We start from the raw sequence: 20277 nt of genomic DNA on the forward strand, positions 1-20277 counted from the left end.
CGGCGGCAAAGAAAAGTAGGTGCCGCCCCGCACAGGGGCAACGCTAATAGACCACTAACAAAGCAAGGAAAGGCCAAAGCAGCAAGAACACCGACAAGCGGCCGCGCAGGCAAAAAACCACCCACCTTAGTCCGGCGCCGAAGAAGCCGCCCCATGACTAAGCCAGTCGAGCACAGCAGTCGCATCATCATCAGCCCCGCTACGAGCCTTAGCGACAGCCTCCGCCACATCCTCTCTAGGCATGGCACGCCGAATGGCGACACCAACAGCAAGAATATCAATCATCACAAGATGCAAAATCCGCGAAATCATCGACAACTGTGACTCGCGAATCTCGATGTGATCAGTCTCAAGCGCCACCGTCGCACGCTTAGCCAGCGGCGTGTTACTAGACGTAATAGCAATCACCTGCGCCCCAGCCTGCATCGCCACATCCAGCACGCGCAGCAACTCCGGTGCACGCCCCGACTTCGACACGGCAACAATCACATCCCCCTTGCCAAGCAGCGCCGCCGACGCTGCCTGCATGTACAGATCGCCATAAGCAATCGTTGGGATGCCAAAGCGGAAGAACTTGTAGTGCGCATCTTGCGCGACAATATTCGAATTGCCGAGCCCATAAAACTCAATGCGTCGCGCGCCGTTCAACAGGTCGATCGCCCGCTCGACATGCTCGAAGTTCAAATGCTCGCGCAACTGCAAAATCGCAGAGATCGTGTTGTCCAGTACCTTCGCGCCAAAGTCCGTCGCGGTGTCACCCAGGTGCACCTGGCTATGACTCACCGGAATCGTTCCGGTCAACCCCGTCGCCAGCTTCAGCTTGAAATCGGATAAGCCCTGGCAGCCCAACGAGCGGCAAAAACGGATCACCGTCGGCTGACTCACGTCGGCCTTGCGCGCAATGTCCACGATCGGGTCGTTGATGATCGAACGCGGATGATTCAGCGCCAGATCGGCCACGCGGCGCTCTGCCGGTGTCAACGCGTCGCGCATCTGGCGGATGCGCTCGAATACTGCGGATGAGCTGCCGCCCGCGCGGTTCGACAACTGTTCCGCCAGAATCGCCGAGACGCCCAGGAACGCCGGGTACTCCGCTGTGATCACGTAAGTCGGTACGCTCTGCAGATACGCCTCGAAGCGGCCCTTCGCCTCAAAGCGCTCGCGGAACGACGAACGCTCGAAGAATTCGCCCAGCCGCGGCACCACGCCGCCGCCGATGTAGATGCCGCCCAGCGCACCCAGCGTCACCGCGATGTTGCCGGCGAACGTGCCCAGGATGCCGCAGAACACATCCACCGATTCCGCCGCCAGCGGCTCGCCCTCGAGCGCGCGTTTGACCACCTCGGAGGTGTCGAAGCTGGCAGGCACGCGTTTCTTGTCGCGCGCCGCCAGCGCCCGGTAGATCACCTCGATGCCCGGACCCGCCGACACGCGTTCGAACGATACATGTGACCACTTTTTGCGTGCGTACTGTAGCACCAGGTCTTCGCGTTCGTCAGCCGGTGCGAAGGTGGCATGGCCGCCTTCGCTGCCCAGCGCAATCCAGCGGTCGTCTGCCGGAATCAGACCGGAGACGCCCAGACCCGTGCCCGCACCCAGCAGTCCGATCACGCTGTTCGGGCGGCGTGCGCCGCCGCCCACCTGCACGCGTTGCGTGTCGGTCAGGCCCGGCAATGCCATCGCCAGCGCCGTGAAATCGTTGACGACCAGCAGTGTGTCGAAGCCCAGCGCGCGGCGCGTGGCTTCGATCGAAAAGGTCCAGTCGTGGTTGGTCATGCTGACCTGGTCGCCGTCGACCGGGTTCGCAATCGCAATCGCCGCGTGGTTCACGCGACCAATCTTCGTATCTTTCAGGTACTTCTTGATGACGTCAGCGACGCCCGGGTAGTCGGCGCAGGGATACACCTGCACCTGGCCAATTTCGCCCGGCCCCGTCTCCAGTGCAAAACGCGCATTGGTGCCGCCGATGTCGGCCAGCAGGCGCGGTCCGTCGGCGTGCTGGCCCGCGCCCGGGACAGCGTTACTTTTCACACCAGTAGACATCGAGTCTCACTCCCTTGTCGTTTGCCAACTGTGAGATGGCATTTTTTTGTGGCGCAGCGGCGGCAGCGTTGAGCACGTCCAGCTTGCGCGGTCCTGCAATCAACAGAAATAGCCGGCCCATCTGCTTTAACGCGGACATGGACCAGCTCACGCGTGCATGCGGCGCAGCGCCCGGATGCACGGCAACAAAATGTTCCTGCGTCGTGATGGCGAAGTCCCACTCGGGCGCATCCGCAAAGATCGACGCTGTGTGACCGTCCTCGCCCATGCCGAGCACGGCGACATCCGGCAGCGTGCGACGCGCGTCGGCGTTCAACGCCGCAACGTGCGCCTCGAGCGATTGACTGGTGTCCACCAGCGGCCAGAATGCGGCAGCTTTCGCGGCGTTCTGCAACAACGTCTCGTGCGCAAAACGCGAATTGCTGTCATTGTCCGTTTCGGGAAGCCAGCGGTCGTCGACCAGCGTCACAGCAATGCGCGCCCAGTCGAACGGTTGTGTGGACAGCGTTTGCAGGAACGGACGCGGACTGCTGCCGCCCGACACTGCGAGCGTGACGTGGTTCGGCCCATTACCGGCCGAGGCCGCGCGAGCGGTCAGGGACGCCTGTAACGCGTCGCCCACCGCTTTCGCCAGCGCGTCCGATTGGGCGCGCTGGTCGTCGAAAGTGTGAAGCTCGATCATTTCTCCTCCGTACTGCTTTTTTGTCGGGTCTGCGGAATATGCCGTCACGCTGGACAACTGCTGCCTAAGGGACCGGTTCCTTACGCTGCCGTTGCCGCTGTTACGGCGCCACCCCGTTCAGTCGATCGGTATATCGCATACGGTGCACGCGGCGCGGCTTTTCAGATGCGCTGCGTCACCGCAGATCAGTTTTCTTCTTCGAGCCAGCAGGTGCCGTGCTGCGCCAGCATCGCGCTCGAGGCCGCCGGCCCCCACGTGCCTGCTGCATAGGGCTTGGGCGGCTTGTTAGCGGCTGCCCATTCGTTCAGGATCGGTTCGACCCAGCGCCACGCGGCTTCCTGTTCGTCGCGCCGGACAAACAGCGCGAGCCGGCCGTTGATCACGTCGAGCAACAGACGCTGATAAGCCTCCATCTGTCCTTCGCGGAAGAACTGGTCGAACGCGAGGTCGAGGTGAACGCTAGCGAGGTTCATGCCCTCGCCAGGCTGCTTGGCGAGGCAATACAGACGGATCGTTTCGTTCGGTTGCAGGCGGATCACCAGCCGGTTCGCGCCCGGACGCAGGGCTGTCGGTCCGAGCGCCGAATGCGGCACTGCACGGAAGTTCACCACGATCTCGGCGACGCGATCCGCCAAACGCTTGCCGGTGCGCAGGAAGAAGGGCACGCCGGCCCAGCGCCAGTTTTCGATTTCCACCTTCAGCGCGACGAAGGTCTCGGTGTTGGTGTTCGCCTTGACGCCCGGTTCCGTGGCATACGCCGGCACCGAGGTGCCGCGGATGCCGCCCGCATGATACTGGCCGCGCACTGCGATCTTGCTGATGTCGCGCTGATCGATGGGCTTCAAGGCCCGCAGCACGCGCAGCTTTTCGTCGCGCACCGAGTCCGAATCCATCGAGTGGGGCGGCTCCATGGCCACAATCGAGAGCAACTGCAGCAAATGGTTCTGCACCATGTCGCGCAGTGCGCCGGTATTGTCGTAGAAGTCGCCGCGCGCTTCCACGCCCAGTTCTTCCGCGATTGTGATCTGGATGCTCTCGACCCACTCGCGGCGCCACAGCGGTTCGAAGAGCGCATTGCCGAAGCGCAGCGCGAGCAGGTTCTGCACCGGCTCCTTGCCGAGATAGTGGTCGATGCGGTAGATCTGTTCTTCGGCGAAGATTTCGCCCACTGCGTCGTTGATCGCGTTGGACGACTTCAGGTCGTAACCGAGCGGCTTTTCCAGCACGATGCGCGAATTCGTATTGAGGCCCACCGCGGCGAGCGCACGGCAGATAGGCACGAACAGCGACGGTCCGGTGGCGAGATAGAACACACGGATACCGGGCAACTCGCTCACTGCATCGCGCAGCAGCGCGAAGTCTTCGGCTTTGCCCAGGTCGAGCTTCACATACTGGATGCGTTCGAGGAAGCCAGCCCACGCCGCTTCATCGAGACCGTTCTGCGAGACGTACGGCTTGACGTGTTCGTTGACCCACTCGATATACCCTGCGCGATCTTCGACATGACGCGTCACCCCAACGATCTTGCCGCTTTCCGCCAGCATTCCCGCACGGTGTGCTTCATACAGTGCAGGAAGGATCTTGCGCATCGACAGATCGCCGGTTCCGCCGAAGAGCACGAAGGTGAAACTTGAATCGGTAAACATGAGTCTCCGTCGATGTCCTGAAGGCCGCCCGCAGCGACCGTAGTCCGATAAAATTTTTTTTGACACTGAATTGTAGTTTAACTACAATCCAAATCAAGAGGTAGCGCTAAATCGATGAAAAAAGCGGGCATGGTCAGACGAGATGCGCGTTTCCCGAGTCGGCTGGCGTCCCCTGCATGTTAACGGACATTGCCTTTTCGCATGTGTTGGCTGCCGCGGGGCGGCAAACAGCCATGCGGGTGTCAGGGTTAACGTGTGAGGTGCCTCGAGTCTGCCGCGCGCGACGCGGGCAGGCAAAAATCAAAAGAGGAGACAGTCAGTTGCATCCCGAACCACTCATCTTCTGAGCTTCCAGCGGCCGAACGTCGGCTTGCCGGCACATGCATGCGCATGCGTCTGCCCGAGGCTCGATCGCCGCCCAGTGTTTTGCCTGTTTGAACCAACCACAGCGCCCTGGAGAGTCAGGGGCCATTCGTTTTTTGTTCAGGTGTCTGGAGGAGATAAGCAATGAAATTTCGCGCGATCATGGGCGCTTTGTGCGCCGCAGGTCTGATGTGTGGTGTATCCGCAGCGCAAGCTGCCGAGTCGATCGAAGTGCTGCACTGGTGGACGTCAGGCGGCGAATCGAAAGCCGTCGGCGTGCTGAAAGACGACATGCAGAAGCAGGGCTACACCTGGAAGGACTTCGCGGTTGCGGGCGGCGCAGGTGCGGCGGCCATGACGGCACTGAAGACGCAGGTGATCTCGGGCAACGCGCCGAGCGCTGCGCAGATCAAGGGTCCGCTGATCCAGGAATGGGCGGAGCAGGGCGTGCTGGTGCCGATCGACTCGGTCGCGGGTGACTGGAAGAAGAACCTGCCGCCGCAGATCGACAAGATCATGCACGCAGACGGTCACTACGTGGCAGCGCCGTTCTCGGTGCACCGCGTGAACTGGATCTGGATCAACAAGGCAGCACTCGACAAGGTCGGCGCCAAGCCGCCTACCACGTGGCCGGAATTCTTCGCCCTCGCTGACAAGCTGAAGGCCGCCGGCATCCAGCCGGTTGCTGCCGGCGGTCAACCGTGGCAAGACCTGACGCTGTGGGAAGACGTCGTGCTGTCGCAAGGCGCTGACTTCTACAAGAAGGCGATTGTCGACCTCGACCAGAAGACCCTGACGTCGCAGCAGATGGTCGGCGTGTTCGACACGGTCCGCAAGATCGAGTCGTACATGGACACGGGCCGCACGGGCCGTGACTGGAACCTCGCAACGGCCATGGTCATCAACGGCAAGGCCGGCATGCAGTTCATGGGCGACTGGGCGAAGGGCGAGTTCGCGAACGCGAACAAGCAGCCGGGTACGGACTATATCTGCGCACCGGTGCCGGGCACGTCGAAGGGCTACACGTTTAACGTCGACTCGTTCGTGTTCTTCGCACAGAAGGGCGCGAAGGATGCAACCGCTGGTCAGCTGGCACTCGCCAAGACGATCATGAGCCCGGAATTCCAGGAGCAGTTCAGCCTGTACAAGGGTTCGATTCCGGTCCGTCTGGGCGTGAACATGGACAAGTTCGACGCTTGCGGCAAGCAGTCGTACGCGGATGAACAAACGGCGATCAAGGCCGGCGGTTATGTTCCGTCGCTCGCGCACGGTATGGCTCAGCCGGATGCAACGGCTGGCGCGATCACCGACGTCGTGACGAAGTTCATGAACTCGGACCAGGATTCGAAGAGCGCAGTTGAAGCGCTCGCGAAGGCTGCGAAGACGAAGTAAGCAACGTAGCAGGGCGCCCGGTTGCGACTCCACGCGCAACCGGGCGTTCGCTTCAGGCATCACCGGGCATGAAGATGTACCCAGAGTCACAGCCTATGCCAGCCCAGTGTCGCGCGCTCGCCGCGCTGCTCCCGGCGGCACAGTTTCAGGAGTCGAGTAGTGACTGCTTCTCTTAGCGGAAACGGAAAGGCCACGGCCACCGCGACCCGCCGCACGTCGCCAATGGCGGCGCTCGCCGACCGCTGGATTCCGAAGCTGGTGCTTTCTCCCAGCATCGTGATCAGTCTGGTCTTCGTTTACGGCTTCATTTTTATTACCGGCTATCTGTCGCTGTCGAATTCGCGATTGATGCCGCGCTACGAATTCGTCGGCCTCGACCGTTATCGCGAGCTGTTCGATAACGACGTCTGGTGGACTTCGGCCGCTAACCTCGGCTGGTTCGGCATTCCGTTCATTGCGATCTGCGTTGCGCTCGGGCTGTTCCTTGCGATCCTGCTGGATCAGCGCATCCGTAACGAAGGTGCATTGCGCGCCGTGTTCCTGTATCCAATGGCGCTGTCGTTCATCGTGACCGGCACGGCATGGCAATGGATTCTCAACCCCAATCTTGGCATGCAAAAGGTGCTTCACGACTGGGGTTGGACGAGCTTCCAGTTCGACTGGCTCGACAATCCGGACCGCGCGATTTTCTGTATCGTGATCGCGGCCGTCTGGCAGTCCACTGGCTTCGTGATGGCGCTGTTCCTCGCCGGCCTGCGCGGCGTGGATGCGGAAATTTTCAAGGCGGCACAGGTGGATGGCGCGACGCTGCCCACCATCTACCGCAAGATCGTGATTCCGAGCATGCGCCCGGTGTTTTTCTCGGTGCTGCTGATTCTCTGCCACATCACGATCAAGACCTTCGACCTCGTCGTCGCGTTGACGGCGGGTGGCCCGGGTACCTCGTCGTCGCTGCCGGCGATGTTCATGTACACGTTTTCGTTTAACCGCGGGCAACTGGGCGTCGGCGCTGCATCGTCGATGATGATGCTCGCGACCGTCGTGGCCGTGCTCGTGCCGCTGATGTATATGGAATCGAGGAGCACGCGTAATGCAGCCTAAGATGACGATCAGCCGTGCCGTCATTTATGCGGCGCTGATTCTGTTTGCGTTGTACTTCCTGTTTCCGCTTTACGTGATGCTGTCCACGTCGTTCAAGGACATCGATCAGCTGCGCACCGGCAACCTGCTGACGCCGCCGTCGCATCCGACTTTCGCGCCGTGGATCAAGGCGTGGAGCCAGGCATGTACCGGCGTGCGTTGCGACGGTATGGAACCGTTCTTCATGAACTCGGTGCGCATGGTGATTCCGGCCGTGCTGATTTCGTCGATCATCGGCGCCTTCAACGGTTACGTGCTGACGCACTGGCGCTTCCGTGGCGCGGACATCCTGTTCACGATGTTGCTGGTGGGCTGCTTCATTCCGTTCCAGGCCATCCTGTTGCCGATGGCGCGTTTCGAAGGCTTCATGGGCCTGTCGAACACGGTGGGCGGACTGGTGCTGGTGCACGTGGTGTACGGGATTGCGTTCACGACGATGTTCTTCCGCAACTTCTACGTCAGCATTCCGGCGGAACTCGTGAAAGCGGCGCGTATCGACGGGGCAGGCTTCTTCCTGATCTTCTCGAAGATTCTGCTGCCGGTTTCGTTGCCGATTTTCATGGTCTGCCTGATCTGGCAATTCACGCAGATCTGGAATGACTTCCTGTTCGGTATCGTGTTCTCGGGTGTCGATTCGATGCCGATCACGGTGGCGCTGAACAATCTCGTCAATACGTCGACCGGTGTGAAGGAATACAACGTCGACATGGCAGGCGCCATTATTGCCGCACTGCCTACGTTGCTCGTCTACATCATCGCCGGCCGATACTTCGTGCGTGGCCTGACGGCAGGCGCAGTGAAGGGCTAACCCAAAACGATTGCCGCAGCGCGCTACCTGGCGGCTGCGGTGCGAACCGGCATCCGGCCTGCGCCGCCTGAGTGTGACGCAGCTGAAGCTGTACCAGAGACAAGAGGATTCACAGCATGGCAAGTCTTTCCATCCGTGACGTGTACAAGACCTACCCGAATGGGGTGCCGGTCCTGAAGGGTGTCAACATCGACATCGAAGATGGCCAGTTCCTGATCCTGGTGGGCGGCTCGGGCTGCGGTAAGTCGACGCTGCTCAACATGATCGCCGGTCTCGAGACCGTGACGAAGGGCGATATTCAGATCGACGGCAAGACGGTGAACAACCTGTCGCCGAAGGATCGCGACATCGCGATGGTGTTTCAGTCGTATGCACTGTATCCGTCGATGACGGTGCGTGAAAATATTTCGTTCGGCCTGGGTATCCGCAAGGTGCCCAAGACGGAGCAGGCGCAGATTGTCGATCGGGTTTCCAGCATGCTGCAGATTCAGCATTTGCTGGACCGGAAGCCGGGGCAACTCTCCGGTGGTCAGCGGCAGCGTGTGGCGATGGGACGTGCGCTGGCGCGCGACCCGGTGATGTTCCTGTTCGATGAGCCGCTGTCTAATCTGGATGCCAAGCTGCGGATTGAGATGCGCTCGGAAATCAAGCTGCTGCATCAGCGTCTTGGGACGACCATCGTTTATGTGACGCACGATCAGATCGAAGCTATGACGCTGGGCGATCGGATCGCGGTCATGAAAGATGGGGTGGTGCAGCAGTTTGGCGCGCCGCAGGACATCTACGATTCGCCTTCCAACCTCTTCGTAGCCGGGTTTATTGGCGCGCCGCCGATGAACTTCATCCAGGGCAAGCTGGTTGAGCAAGGATCGGGTGTGGGCGTTGAGATCGATACCGGCATCAAGCGTAGCGTGCTGAATCTGCCGTTTACGTCGGCCAAGGTTAAGGCGCAGGTCGGCAAGGAAGTTATCCTGGGTCTGCGGCCTGAGCGGATTACGGATGCTCGCAGTGCGCATAATGTCGAAGATGCGCAGTTGCAGCCGATCGAGGTCAAGGTCGATGTGATCGAGCCTACCGGGCCCGACACTTTGGTGTTTGCTCAGGTCAACGGTAAGCGCGTGGTGAGCCGCGTGCATCCGGCTTCGAATCCGCAACCGCTTAGCAACATGACGCTGCTGTTTGATGTTTCCAAGGCAGTGCTGTTTGATCCGGCTAATGAAGAGCGGATTGCTTAAGGGTTTTTCGCGGTAGGTTTAGCGAAGAAAAGAAAGGCCCCATGCGTCGGAAGACGTATGGGGCCTTTTTGCGACTGCTGCGAGTGTCCGCTTTCGAAAGATGCGATCGACGCTAGTCCACTCACATGAGGCGGTCGGGATTCTCCACAGCAATCACACGCCGCGACCGGATTTGGCCAACAGGTGCGAGGCAGGGACTCCGCTTGCGATCAGTGAGCTTCGCCAGCGGACGACGGTGCGCCCGATTGCGATCCCGTGCTGTCGCTGCCACCGTAAGCCGCGTTCGCATTGCGTTGGGCGGCTTGACGTTCAGCCCGTTGAGCCCAGGCTTTTTGTACCTGCTGACCTTGCGGCGTAGCGCCCCAGTCGTAACCAACCGGGCCGGCAGGGCCGGTGCCACCCGCGAAAGCAGGTGCGGCGATGGCGGTCGAAGCCGCGATCAGGACAGCGGCGATAAGTTTGGTGTTCATGAGATACCTCCAATAGATTTTCGGCGTTCGGAAGAGGCTGCGGAAGGAACCAGAACTTCGCGTCGCAGCACAGTCGAACGGAGTGTATACCCGTACTATTGGAATTTTATGTTGATAACCCGAATTTACTATTCTTCGAGGGACAACAATCTTGGGAGCGTTCGCGGACGGGCGTTTCAATGGGGCGCAATCGGCCCTTCGCAGACCGCACCAGTGTATGCCGTAAAGTGAAAGAGTCTTGATCAGTTCTTCATGGGGTTCGCCCAGCGCTCCCTGATTCACGCCCGTTCCAGCCGCACGTCTGGCTTCACGCCATTCTGCAGGACCGACTTCATGCGGGAATCCTTGGCGCAGACAGCCGCTCCATGACTGAGCCAATCGAGCGCTGCAATGGCATCATCATCCGCGCTACCGCGCACCTTGGAGAACGTCTCGGCCACATCCTCGCCAGGTACAGCGCGCCGGATAGCCACCCCAACCGCAAGAATATCAATCATCACGAGATGCAAGATTCGCGAAACCATGGAGAGCTGCGACTCACGAACCTCAATATGATCCTTCTCCAGCGCCACGGTAGCGCGCCTGGCCAACGGCGTATTGCTAGACGTAATGGCAATCACCTGCGCTCCGGCCTGCATCGCGGCCTCCAGCACTCGTAGCAACTCCGGCTCACGCCCTGACTTCGACACGGCAACAATCACGTCGTCCTTCCCAAGCAGCGCCGCGGACGCCGCCTGCATGTACGGATCGCCATAAGCAATCGTAGGAATGCCAAACCGGAAGAACTTGTAGTGAGCATCCTGCGCGATGATGTTCGAGTTGCCGAGCCCGTAGAACTCGATCCGGCGCGCACCGCTCAACAGTTCGATTGCCCGCTCGACATGCTCGAAGTTCAAATGCTCACGCAACTGCAGAATCGACGAGATCGTGTTGTCCAATACCTTCGCGCCAAAGTCCGTCACGGTGTCGCCCAGATGCACCTGGCTGTGACTCACAGGAATCGTTGCGGTCACTCCGGCCGCCAGCTTCAGCTTGAAATCGGACAATCTCGGCCAGCCCAGCGAGCGGCAGAAACGGATTACCGTCGACGGGCCCACGTCGGCCTTGCGTGCGATGTCGACGATCGGGTCGTTGATGATCGAACGCGGATGATTCAACGCCAGATCCGCCACGCGCCGCTCTGCGGACGTCAACGCGTCCCGCATCTGGCGGATGCGTTCGAACACCGCCGTCGAATTTCCGCCCGGGCGATTCGACAACTGTTCCGCCAGAATCGCCGAGACTCCGAGGAACGCCGAATACTCAGCGGTGATCACGTAAGTCGGCACGTCCTGCAGATACGCCTCGAAGCGGCCCTTCGCCTCGAAGCGCTCACGGAACGACGAACGCGCAAAGAATTTGCCCAGCCGCGGCACCACGCCGCCGCCAATGTAGATGCCGCCCAGCGCGCCCAGCGTCACCGCCATGTTGCCGGCGAACGTACCGAGGATGCCGCAGAACACATCAACCGATTCCGCCGCCAGCGGTTCGCCCTCGAGCGCAAGTTTGACCACGTTGGCGGTGTCGAAGTTGGCAGGCACGCCTTTCTGGTCGCGTGCTGCCAGCGCCCTGTAAATGACCTCGATGCCGGGCCCCGCCGACACGCGCTCAAACGACACATGTGACCACTGCATGCGCGCATATTGCAGCACCAGATCTTCGCGCTCATCAACCGGTGCGAAGGTGGTGTGGCCGCCTTCACTGCCGAGTGCAATCCAGCGGTCGGCAGTGGGAATCAGGCCACAGACACCGAGATCCGTGCCGGGGGTCAGCAGTCCGATCACGCTGTTCGGGCGGCGTGCGCCGCTGCCCACCTGCACGCGTTGCGTATCGGTCAGGCCTGGCAATGCCATCGCCAGCGCCGCGAAGTCGTTGACCACCAGCATGGTGTCGAAGCCCAACTCGCGCCGTGTCGCTTCAATCGAAAAGGTCCACTCGTGATTGGTCATGCTGACATGGTCGCCGTCGACGGGATTCGCAATCGCGATCGCCGCGTGGCTTACGCGGCCAATCCTCAAGTCTTTGAGGTATTTCCTGATGACTTCGGCGACGCCCGGAGAGTCGGCACAGGGGTAGATCCGCACCTGACAAATCTCTCCCGGCCCTGTCTCCAGCGCAAAGCGCGCGTTGGTGCCGCCGATGTCGGCTAGCAGCCTCGGTCCGTCAGCGTGCTGGCCCGCACCCGGGGCAGCATTACTTCTCACACCAGTAGACATCGAGTCTCACTCCGTTGTCGTTTGCCAGCATTGAGATGGCATTTTTTTATAGCGCAGCGGCGGCGGTTTTCAGCACGCCGAGCTTGCGCGGTCCCGCAATCAACAGAAATAGACGACCCATTTGCCTCAGCGCGGACATCGACTGCCTTACACGCGCATGCGGCATTGACCCGGGACGCGCAACTACGAAACTGAACCGCTCGAGTTTGGTGGAGGCTTGGACTCCTCAGCAAATGGGGCAATGAACAAGTCGAACAAATCGTTCTGGATGCACCTGAACCGGCGCGGCACGCTCGCCGGGCGGGCAATGATGGAGCGCTGATCTATCGCTCCGACAGCGGTTCCTGGTACATCGACATTAGCTACAGCGAACGGCCGGCCCACGCAGGCATCGAGCTGTCGATCGACAGCCGGGAAGGCGGCGACGACAACACGCTGACTGAAACGATCAACGGCCTGTAGAAGGCGGAACTGATTCATCGTCGTGCGCCGTGAAAAACACGTGAGTCTGTTGGACTGGCGATGCCGGGATAGTTGGCCTTGCTCGACCACCCTCGGCTGATGGAGCCGCTCGGCTATATCTCGTCTGCAGAAGCTGAAGCAAACACTACTGACCTGCAACTCGGCAATCTTTCCGCTGGACCGATATCGACTTAAACCTATCAGCCTCCACCATTACCGGGCGTGTTTAAACTGAAATTCTGTATTTCAATTTGCGCATGTGGGTGTTGCTTTTGCCCTGTTCATCAACGAACGGCACACAAAGATGAGGTGTGATTTGAGGTTCGTATAACGCGCATCAATGGGCATGCTACAGCAAATTGATCGCTGCTTATATTGCCGGTCTGTTGCATGGTTTTACTTGTTCGCCCGTGACCGCTCATCGCCATGTGAATTTTTGCAGAAAATGGTCAATATCATGATATTGAGCAAAAGACTTTTATCTATAATGATAACAATCGGCAGCGTCGTGTTTTGCGAACTACATCTGCCTTTCTTCGAAAAATCTCAACTCCTTTATGCATAAGGCCTCCAGCCCGATTGAGGTCCTGCGGGACTCGCCGAGTCGTATTAAATGGCGACCCGAAAGGTGTTTCGCGGCCTAGCGAAGCCCTGATATGAGGATTGGTGGGGTGGAGCATTACTCATATTACCTGTTTGTTACGTTATTTTACTGAGCTGTGCATTATTGCCATTGTCTGAATAAATTTCCCATCGAAATTTCATTATCTGCATTAATCTCTTGCTGAGTGAGCGATACTCTCATCGATTTTGAGTGTCAATAGTGACAATCCTTGTCGTTAGCCCCTGAGAACTTTAATTCCCTTGTTATATGAGGTTCTGGCACTTTTCGACGATCCGCTTACACGGATCAATATGGCAATTTCGCCACACCAGTCTGGCCGACATCGATTTTTTTATCCGAGTCTCAGGTATTCTTGACAAATCAGTAGGCAAAGTACGAAAAGAAAGTAATTTGAAAGTAGTTTGACTACGCCGCGCAGGGGGAGAGACCGGTCGACGCAAGATCCACGTGACGCAAAGATGGCCCCCAAGGCTATGGTCAGGACAACACACCAGGATCGGTCTGACTGTCTCCCTCGTATGAGATGTCTGTTCGGCGCCTCCGGTGCCCGAGCACCATTAGTAGTACTTCCTGTTTTTTCTTTTTGATAAGGTATGGAGGAGACGATGAAAAAAGCTTTACTCGCCGCTGCGTTGATGTCGGCTGGCGTCATTGCCCACGCTCAAAGCAGCGTGACGCTGTTCGGCCGCCTGGATGCGGGCGTTGAATACATGAGCGGCATACCTAGTGCGACTGGCACGGGTTCCACGTCTCGCGTCAAACTGGAAAGCGGTGACTGGGGTACCAGCCTCTGGGGTATGAAGGGCGTGGAAGACCTGGGTGGCGGCCTGTCGGCGGTGTTCCACCTGGAAGGTTCTTTCAGCACAGCGACGGGCGCCCTCGGCGGCCCTAACAACCTCTTCAATCGTTATGCATTGGTTGGGATCCAGGACAACCAGGTCGGTACCCTGACTTTGGGTCGCGAGCTGACACTCGATGGCGAGGACCTGTGGGCATATGACCCGTTCGCCCAGTCGTCGTGGTCGTCGGCATCGCTTGTACGTGGCCGCAACTGGCAGGCTTCGAGCAACAACATCAATTTTGACTCGCAAACCTTCGGCGGCTTCGCTGCGCGCGTCCAGTACTCACTGGGTAACACAACGAACTTTAACGATGGCGCTACGGGCAACGGCGGTCAACTGAACAATGAAGGCCGTTCAGATGCTGTGGAGCTCAAGTACAACAACAGTCTTCTCCAGCTTCGCGCTGTGTATGACGAAGTTCGCAATGTGAACGGCGGCCTTGGTGACACAACCAACGGCGTGTGGGGCTCTTCGCGCGAATATATGGCTGGCGGCAACGTGATCCTGGGACCATTCACGCTGAACGCGATGTATGACGGCCTGCGTAGCTCGGGGGTGAGCGGTGCCCCGACTGGCATTCCGACGACAGCAAACCAGGAATACGGCGGTGTGACATGGCATGCTACGCCGGCCGCACAGCTGATTGCAGCCGTGTACCACGTCAATGCGAACAACGGCGCGGGCAATGCCACGATGTACACCATTGGCGGTTCGTACAACCTCTCGAAGCGCACTTTGCTTGACGTCCAGGTGGCTACCGTGCGTAACAGCAACAATGCTGACTTCAGCCTTGAAGCCAACCTCCCGGGCAATTCGGATAACCCGCTCCCAGGTCACAGCCAGAGCGGCGTGTACGCCGGTATTGAACACTCATTCTGATCGACCCGTGTCAATATAAGACCCGAGAGGAATCACGACGAATCATGATAAAAGGAGATAGCTAAATGAAAGCATTCCAGGTGATCAAGGCCATCAGCGGCGCGCTCATCGTAATGGCCTCGCTCAACGCCTATGCGCAAAGCAGCGATGCGACGGCGGCGCCCGCCATGTCAGCTGCCCCGAGCGCCAAGGCGACCAGGGCTTCCAACCGGGCTCTGCAACGCAAGGTGCTTAAGGCACTGGCCAAGGCGAAGGGCTTGACCGCTGAAAACATCACGGTCCGTGCACGCGGCGGTGTCGTGACGTTAGAAGGTCGGGTGTCCGATCAAGGGCAAAGCGACATTGCTACGCAAACCGCTCAAGGCGTAGCGGGCGTGACGTCGGTGACCAACGCACTGCAGGTCCGCGAACAGTAAGCCTGCCTGAAACCGGGCACAACCCTGCATGCCAGAGGGTTGTGCCCGCTTCGATTCGGACGTGTGCAAAGACTGCGTTCGCTTCAACTCCCCAACTTGTTCGGATCCCGCCAGGCCCGTTCGAACGGTAGCCGCCACGCCCGCGGCGCGACGAGCTGATGAATAGCGTTCGGCCCCCACGACCCCGGTGAATAGAACCGGACAGGCGGAGGAGATTCCAGCAACGCGGTCGACACTTGCCACAAGCGCTCGATGCCCTCAGCGGTTGTGAACAGCGTACGGTCGCCTCGCATGGCATCAAGAATCAGCCGCTCGTACGCCTCAAGCACGTCGCCAATCATCCCCGTGTCACGCATGGCAAACTGCAGGCTCAGCTTGTCCAGCCGCATCCCGGGACCCGGCCGCTTGCCATAGAACGACAGCGACATCTTCGACGCATCCGCCAGGTCGAACGTCAAATGATCCGGTCCCTGGGAACCGACACCGGACCCAGCGGGAAACATGCTCTTGGGCGGTTCGCGAAATGCGATGGAAATGATTCGTTGTCCTTCAGCAAGCCGCTTCCCGGTACGGAGATAGAACGGCACACCGGCCCAACGCCAATTGTCGATAGAGCACTTCAACGCAATGAATGTCTCCGTCTCCGACTCAGGACTAACACCTTCCTCGGCCCGATAACCGGTGTATTGCCCTCGCACGACATCGGAGGGTTGAATCGGCAACATACTGCGAAACACCTTGTTCTTTTCCTCGCTGATCGGCGCTGGTTCGAGCGAGGTCGGAGGCTCCATCGCCATGAACGCGAGAATCTGGAACAGATGCGTGACCACCATGTCGCGAAACGCTCCGGTCTGCTCATAGAACCCTGCGCGCTTGCCGAGCCCGAGCGTCTCGGGCACGTCGATCTGCACGTGGTCGATAAAGTTGCGATTCCAGATAGGTTCGAATAGCCCATTCGCAAAGCGGAACGCGAGAATGTTTTGCGCCGGCTCTTTCCCCAGGAAGTGGTCGATGCGGAAGATCTGCTCTTCTTCGAACACTTCGTGCAGCCTGGCATTCAACGACACCGAGCTTGCCAGATCGGTCCCAAACGGCTTTTCCATAATGATCCGGGAACGCTCGACCAGTCCCGCGTCCTTGAGCATCCCCACTGCGGACAAGGCCGCGTTTGGCGGCACGCTCAGATAGTGCAGCCGCTGGCATTGAGCTTCGAGGCTTTGTTCGGCGCGTTCAACCGCGACCTTGAGCGCCTCGGCACCTGCGGCCAGCGACAGATAGTCGAGATGCGCGGAAAAGGTCTCCCATTCCGCCTCGACGATCGGGCGACTGGAAAACTCTTCGAGCGCTTCCCGCGCAATACGGCGAAAGTCATCCAGCGTGATGTCATCGAGCGCGACCGCAATCACCCGGCAGCCGGGAATAAAGCCCGCACTCGCCAGATGGAACAAACCGGGCAAGAGCTTGCGTCGCGCCAGATCGCCGGTGGCGCCGAAGAGGACGACTACTTGGGGAAACCGCGGACCCACTCCTGGGGAGATCTTCGCCATCGTGCTGATCCTTGTTGGTTAGCGACGTCAAACGAAAGGGCGATACGCCAGGGCGAAGCCCCGCTGGATTTCAGCAAGCAATTCTACGCGGCGAAAAGTTAAAAGAGCCGCCCGAGCACGGGGCGGATTCGCCAAAAACGCGCGAGGCTTTCGCGCTTCGAGCATTCCGGAGCCGCGAGGCACAGTGAAGTCAGGCTGGCGTATACCCCATTGCAACGATTTTTTTCCCGTGAAACACTCTGTCCATCTGCTGTGTCGGACTGTTATCCGATATACCAGACAAATGAATTCTGGCGTGCGATTGCCTTTGAGCTCCTCGATTGGAGCGCGCCGCGAAGGCTAGGCTGATCGCCGTTTCCGTCCATGCGTGGACTTCTCACTTCAGATCGGGATTGAAAAATGAGAATCGTCAGGGAAAGCGCAAGAGTCGCGTGTTTGCTCGCAGTGGCCGGTCTGATGGTATTCGCCGGCTGCACGAAAATCGCCCAGTCAGATCAGGGCGGCGCGGCTGATTCGGCGCTCAAGCAGGTTCTGCAGCGCGGCACCTTGCGCGTAGGCGACTGTTTGACCTTTGCACCATTCGGCTTCTACAACAAGGATGGCCAGCCCGACGGTTACGACGTTGACCTCGCGAAAGAACTGGCCAAGCAGATGGGCGTCAAGCTCGAAGTCGTGAATACGACGAGTGCCAATCGCATTCCGAATCTGCAAACGAGCAAGGTCGACGTGGTGTTCTGCAACTTCACCCGCAACCTCGAGCGTGCCAAGGAAATCTCCTTTACGAATCCGTACGTGGTGGCGAGCGAAGCGCTGCTGGTGAAGAAAAGCAGCGGCATCAAGTCCATTGCCGATATGTCGAATCGCACGATTGCCACCGTCAAAGGCTCGACGAACGGTGATGAAGTGCGCTCGTTGAACATGCAGGTCAAGATTCAGGAGTTCGACAGCTCGGAGGCCGCGATCCTGGCGGTCAAGCAAGGCCAGGCCGACGCCATGATCGAGGACAACAACTTCCTCGCGTATCAGGCAACGCTCGATCCGGATCTGACCGTGACCAACGAAGCATTGGTGCCGCTCGAATACAACGCGTTCGGCGTCAAGCAGGGAGATCAGGTCTGGCTCGATTATCTGAACCTGTTCCTGTTCAACACCAACGCCTCCAAGCTGAACGCGCAGCTTTACAAGAAGTGGTTCGGCACAGATCCGCGCTTCCCGCTGAATCCGCAGTATTGAATCCGCGCGTGCTCCACGTCGGCTCAACGTCGTCTCAAGGACGGAGGAACCATGAGCTATGAATGGCTGACCCTTGCGGGTTACTGGAACGATTTTGTTCGAGCAGCGTGGCTGACGCTTCAGATCACGCTGCTGGCCTTCATCCTCGCGATGCTGCTCGGCTTGCTGACCGCGCTGGCGAGCGCGTCGCGTGTCGGACTGTTGCGCGCCATCGCAAGTGTCTATATCGAAGCGATCCGCAATACGCCAGTACTGCTACAGATATTCATCGTGTTCTTTGGGTTGCCATCGCTCGGGGTTACGCTGAATGCCTATACGGCGGGCGTTATTGCGTTGGGCGTGAACGTCGGCGCATACCTCGCCGAGGTGTTTCGTGCGGGCATTCAGTCGGTGCCGCGCGGTCAACTGGAAGCTGCGTCGATTCTCGGCTTGGGGCGCTCGCAGATCTTTGTAGAAGTGATTTTGCCGCAGGCCGCGCGTGCCGTTTTTCCGGCGATCGTCAATAACCTGATTCAACTGCTGCTCGGCACGTCGCTTCTGTCGGCGATTGCGTTGCCGGAGTTGAGCGGGACGGCGACGGTGATCAACGCACGCACGCTGCTCTATCTCCAGACCTTCACGATCACGTTGATCGCCTATCTGGTGTTGAGCGGCGTGCTGTCGTGGATCGCAGGCCAGATCGGTACGCGTGTTTTCCATCCTCCGCTGGTCATGACGAAACGCTCGCGTCGCCCATTCTTTATGGCGCGACAAAGCGATCGCACGTGAGCGCGCAACCAGGAGACCGGACATGTCAAGCGAATTGCTAACCACGAGCCTCGCGATCCTGATTCAGGGGCTGGTGGCAACACTGCTGCTATCTGTGGCGTCGATTATTGGCGGAACGCTGATTGGACTGCTCGCAGCCGTACTGCGGTCATTCGGACCGTGGGGGACGCCGCGCATTGCCAGGCTCTATACCGAACTGTTTCGCGGTACACCTGTGCTGATCACGCTGATGTTTATCTATTTCGGCGTGTCGTATTTCGGCTATGCGATCGATGTCTTTGCAGCAGGCGTGGTGGGCCTGAGCGTCTATCAAGGTGCCTACATTGCCGAGATATTCCGCTCCGGCATCGAGGCCGTGCCCAAAGGACAGTGGGAAGTCTCGCAGATCCTCGGGCTCAGCAAGACGCAAGCGTTCTTTTCGGTGGTTCTGCCGCAGACCGGAAAGATCGTGATGCCGCCGCTCATTGGTCAGTATCTATCGCTTATCAAGGACACGTCGATCGTCAGCATGATCGGCATGTCGGAATTGATGCATGCGGGTCAGGCTATTGTCGATCGGGTAGGCAAACCGGTTGAAATCTATGGACTCGTTGCCGTGCTTTATTTCGTTGTGTGCTTCCCACTGTCGCAGTGGGTGCGCCACCATGATCGAAGAAGGAGCCTGTTGTCATGACCGCTACTACCTCTACCACCGCTTCTGCTGCGTCCAGGCCGATCATCAATCTGACTGGCGTCAGCAAGTCCTTTGGTGCCACGCAGGTGCTCAAGGAGATCAACCTGGATGTGCGGCCGGGTGAGGTGCTCGTGCTGATCGGCGCATCAGGGTCCGGAAAGAGCACGGTGCTGCGCATCATGAGTGGTCTGGAAACGGCCGACGCCGGCGAAGTCTGGGTCAACGAAGTGCCGCTGCACGACGCCCGTCGCGCCAAGGAAATCCGCGGGCACGTGGGTATGGTGTTTCAGCAATTCAACCTGTTTCCCCACAAGACTGCGCTCGGCAACGTTACGCTTGCGCTGATCAAGGCGCGCAAGATGAGCCAGAGGGATGCGCGCAAACGCGCGATCGATGCCCTCGATCGTGTGGGCCTCGCCGATCGCGCCGATCACTATCCGAGCCAGCTCTCCGGCGGCCAGCAGCAGCGGGTGGCGATTGCCCGGGCGCTGGCGGTCGAGCCGGGCATCATGTTCTTCGACGAAGCCACTTCCGCACTCGACCCGGAACTGGTCGGCGAGGTGACGGAGGTCATGCGCGGCTTGGCGCGCGACGGTATGACGATGGTCGTCGTCACGCACGAGATGGGCTTTGCGCGCAAAACCGCCGACCGCGTCGTGTTCATGGACAAAGGCGTGATAGCGGAGCAGGGCGCGCCTGAGGATATCTTCGTGAACCCGCAGAATGATCGCACCCGGCAGTTCCTGCATCGCGTGCTCGACCATTGACCATTCACCGTGCGCTAAACTGCGAACCCTA

General features: G+C 59.3%; 15 protein-coding genes and 3 pseudogenes. 11 read left to right on the forward strand and 7 right to left on the reverse strand.

What is annotated here, in order from left to right:
• Positions 1–126: 126 nt before the first annotated feature.
• The 3 genes from P3T20_RS11305 to zwf (P3T20_RS11315) all read right to left on the reverse strand — a co-directional run bounded on the left by P3T20_RS11305 (position 127) and on the right by zwf (P3T20_RS11315) (position 4371).
• Positions 127–2043: a bifunctional transcriptional regulator/glucokinase gene (locus P3T20_RS11305; RefSeq protein ID WP_074263616.1), complete on the reverse strand. Its 1917-nt coding sequence runs from the start codon at positions 2041–2043 to the stop codon at positions 127–129.
• Positions 2021–2725, reverse strand: a complete 705-nt coding sequence (pgl, locus tag P3T20_RS11310) for a 6-phosphogluconolactonase (protein WP_074263617.1) — start codon at positions 2723–2725, stop codon at positions 2021–2023. Before pgl ends, P3T20_RS11305 begins: the two co-directional genes overlap by 23 nt.
• Positions 2726–2910: 185 nt before the next feature.
• On the reverse strand, positions 2911–4371 hold the full coding sequence (gene zwf / locus P3T20_RS11315; RefSeq protein ID WP_074263618.1) for a glucose-6-phosphate dehydrogenase: 1461 nt from the start codon (positions 4369–4371) through the stop codon (positions 2911–2913).
• Between the two features lie 507 nt (positions 4372–4878).
• Here zwf (P3T20_RS11315) and P3T20_RS11320 point away from each other — a divergent pair.
• The 4 genes from P3T20_RS11320 to P3T20_RS11335 all read left to right on the forward strand — a co-directional run bounded on the left by P3T20_RS11320 (position 4879) and on the right by P3T20_RS11335 (position 9309).
• Positions 4879–6126 (forward strand): ABC transporter substrate-binding protein, encoded by a 1248-nt coding sequence (locus tag P3T20_RS11320; protein ID WP_074263619.1) that lies wholly within the window; start codon positions 4879–4881, stop codon positions 6124–6126.
• A 159-nt stretch (positions 6127–6285) separates the two neighbouring features.
• On the forward strand, positions 6286–7227 hold the full coding sequence (locus P3T20_RS11325; RefSeq protein WP_074263620.1) for a carbohydrate ABC transporter permease: 942 nt from the start codon (positions 6286–6288) through the stop codon (positions 7225–7227).
• Entirely contained in the window at positions 7217–8074 is an 858-nt protein-coding gene (locus P3T20_RS11330; protein ID WP_143787468.1) for a carbohydrate ABC transporter permease, read from the forward strand. The genes P3T20_RS11325 and P3T20_RS11330 overlap by 11 nt, the downstream gene beginning before the upstream one ends.
• A 116-nt stretch (positions 8075–8190) precedes the next feature.
• On the forward strand, positions 8191–9309 hold the full coding sequence (locus P3T20_RS11335; protein WP_074263622.1) for an ABC transporter ATP-binding protein: 1119 nt from the start codon (positions 8191–8193) through the stop codon (positions 9307–9309).
• A 209-nt stretch (positions 9310–9518) separates the two neighbouring features.
• Here P3T20_RS11335 and P3T20_RS11340 read toward each other — a convergent pair whose 3' ends face one another.
• The 3 genes and pseudogenes from P3T20_RS11340 to P3T20_RS11350 all read right to left on the reverse strand — a co-directional run.
• A complete protein-coding gene (locus tag P3T20_RS11340) occupies positions 9519–9779 on the reverse strand; it encodes a hypothetical protein (RefSeq protein ID WP_074263623.1) in 261 nt (86 codons plus the stop codon).
• Between the two features lie 341 nt (positions 9780–10120).
• Positions 10121–12034 (reverse strand): annotated as a pseudogene (locus P3T20_RS11345) (bifunctional transcriptional regulator/glucokinase); the annotation flags it as partial.
• Positions 12012–12251, reverse strand: a pseudogene (locus tag P3T20_RS11350) (6-phosphogluconolactonase); the annotation flags it as partial. The pseudogenes P3T20_RS11350 and P3T20_RS11345, both read right to left, overlap by 23 nt.
• A gap of 44 nt (positions 12252–12295) precedes the next feature.
• Here P3T20_RS11350 and P3T20_RS11355 point away from each other — a divergent pair.
• The 3 genes and pseudogenes from P3T20_RS11355 to P3T20_RS11365 form a co-directional block, all read left to right on the forward strand.
• Positions 12296–12691 (forward strand): annotated as a pseudogene (locus P3T20_RS11355) (IS3 family transposase); the annotation flags it as partial.
• A 1035-nt stretch (positions 12692–13726) separates the two neighbouring features.
• Positions 13727–14842, forward strand: coding sequence for a porin (locus P3T20_RS11360; RefSeq protein WP_074263626.1), 1116 nt, complete (start codon positions 13727–13729; stop codon positions 14840–14842).
• 65 nt (positions 14843–14907) lie between these two features.
• The gene (locus tag P3T20_RS11365; RefSeq protein ID WP_074263627.1) at positions 14908–15258 is read left to right on the forward strand and encodes a BON domain-containing protein; all 351 of its coding nucleotides are present in this window, start codon (positions 14908–14910) and stop codon (positions 15256–15258) included.
• Between the two features lie 83 nt (positions 15259–15341).
• Here P3T20_RS11365 and zwf (P3T20_RS11370) read toward each other — a convergent pair whose 3' ends face one another.
• Positions 15342–16805, reverse strand: coding sequence for a glucose-6-phosphate dehydrogenase (gene zwf / locus P3T20_RS11370; protein ID WP_217272799.1), 1464 nt, complete (start codon positions 16803–16805; stop codon positions 15342–15344).
• Between the two features lie 399 nt (positions 16806–17204).
• Here zwf (P3T20_RS11370) and P3T20_RS11375 point away from each other — a divergent pair, with 399 nt between their 5' ends.
• Genes P3T20_RS11375 through P3T20_RS11390 form a run of 4 tightly spaced genes read left to right on the forward strand, consistent with a single transcriptional unit; the run spans position 17205 to position 20246 of the window.
• Positions 17205–18038: a transporter substrate-binding domain-containing protein gene (locus tag P3T20_RS11375; protein ID WP_074263629.1), complete on the forward strand. Its 834-nt coding sequence runs from the start codon at positions 17205–17207 to the stop codon at positions 18036–18038.
• Positions 18039–18089: 51 nt separating this feature from the next.
• Entirely contained in the window at positions 18090–18806 is a 717-nt protein-coding gene (locus P3T20_RS11380) for an amino acid ABC transporter permease (protein WP_074263630.1), read from the forward strand.
• A gap of 22 nt (positions 18807–18828) precedes the next feature.
• Positions 18829–19479, forward strand: a complete 651-nt coding sequence (locus P3T20_RS11385) for an amino acid ABC transporter permease (protein WP_074263631.1) — start codon at positions 18829–18831, stop codon at positions 19477–19479.
• The gene (locus P3T20_RS11390) at positions 19476–20246 is read left to right on the forward strand and encodes an amino acid ABC transporter ATP-binding protein (RefSeq protein WP_074263632.1); all 771 of its coding nucleotides are present in this window, start codon (positions 19476–19478) and stop codon (positions 20244–20246) included. Before P3T20_RS11385 ends, P3T20_RS11390 begins: the two co-directional genes overlap by 4 nt.
• Positions 20247–20277 lie beyond the last annotated feature (31 nt).

The sequence above is a fragment of the Paraburkholderia sp. GAS206C genome, from assembly GCF_050435645.1.
Taxonomy (GTDB): Bacteria; Pseudomonadota; Gammaproteobacteria; order Burkholderiales; family Burkholderiaceae; genus Paraburkholderia; species Paraburkholderia phenazinium_B.